The following is a 1,242-nucleotide window of genomic DNA, read 5'->3' on the forward strand; positions in this document are numbered from 1 at the left end:
GGGGTCCAGTGCCGGTTCCTCGTAGTCGCGCAGCGCCTGCTGCCAGAGCCCGGTCGCGCGGGTCAGCGCGTCCTTCGCGCCGGCCGCCTCCCAGCCGCCGTAGTTGGTCCAATCCGACAGCATCGGCCGGTAGAAGGCGCTCTCGTAACGCGCGAGCGTGTGTTCGGCGCCGAAGAAATGGCCGCCCGTCGGCACCGACCGGATCGCCTCGAAGCCGAGCTCGTCCTCGGAAAAGTCGATCGGGCGCAGGATCTCCATCATGTTCTGCAGGATCTCGACGTCGAGGATCAGCTTCTCGTAGCTCGCCGTCAGCCCGCCCTCGAGCCAGCCCGCGGCATGGTAGACCATGTTGGCCCCGCCCATCACCGCGCCCCAGGTCGCCATCCCGGTCTCGTAGGCGGCCTGCAGGTCGACCGCGTTCGAGGCATTGGCGTTCGAGGTCCGGTAGGGCAGGCGGTAGCGCCGGGCGAGCTGGCCGGAGATGACGTTCGCCTTGGTGTTTTCCGGCGTGCCGAAGGCCGGCGCGCCCGAGCGCATGTCGACGTTCGAGGTGAAGGCGCCGTACATCACCGGCGCGCCGGGCTTGACGAGCTGGGTCAGCACCACGCCGAACAAGGCCTCGGCGTTCTGCTGGGCGAGGGCGGCGGGCAGCGTCACCGGGGTCATCGCCCCCATCAGCGTGAAGGGCGTGATCGTCACCGGCTGGCCATGCTCGGCCATCGCGATCAGCCCCTCGGCCATCGCGTCGTCGAAGAGCCGGGGCGAGTTCACGGAGATGATGGTGATGACGCCGGGATCGGCCGCCATTGCCTCGGGCGTGATGCCGCGGGCGATCGCCATCATGTTGATGCCGTCCATCGCCCGGCCGCGGCCGATCGCGGTGCAGTGGAACGCAAGGTCCGAGAGCGTGAGATTGGCGCGGTAGGTGTCGAGATGGCGGTTGTTGGCGGGCAGTTCCTGCGGCGCGGTGACCTGGTTGCCGATGATGTGGATCGCGTTGAAGTGATGCGCGAGGCGGATGAAGTTCTCGTAGTCCGTCATGTTCCCCGGGCGGCGGCCGTTCACGCAGTCATGGACGTTCGGCGGCCCGGCGACGAGGCCGAAGGCGACGTGCCGGCCGCCCATCGTCAGCCGCTTCGCGGCGTTGCGCGAGGTCAGCGTGAAGGACGAGGGCACGGTCTTCAGGGCCTCCGCGACAAGGCTCTCGTCGATGCGGATCGTCTGCGCCGCACGGTCCACGAT

General features: G+C 68.8%; 1 protein-coding gene. It reads right to left on the reverse strand.

Annotation, left to right across the window (positions count from 1 at the left end; translation table 11 throughout):
• Nucleotides 1–1,242, reverse strand: a 1,242-nt coding sequence (locus tag OEZ60_RS22105; RefSeq protein WP_263341026.1) for a trimethylamine methyltransferase family protein, incomplete at both ends; no start/stop codon positions are given.

It is taken from the genome of Albidovulum salinarum, assembly GCF_025673475.1.
Classification (GTDB): Bacteria; Pseudomonadota; Alphaproteobacteria; order Rhodobacterales; family Rhodobacteraceae; genus Albidovulum; species Albidovulum salinarum.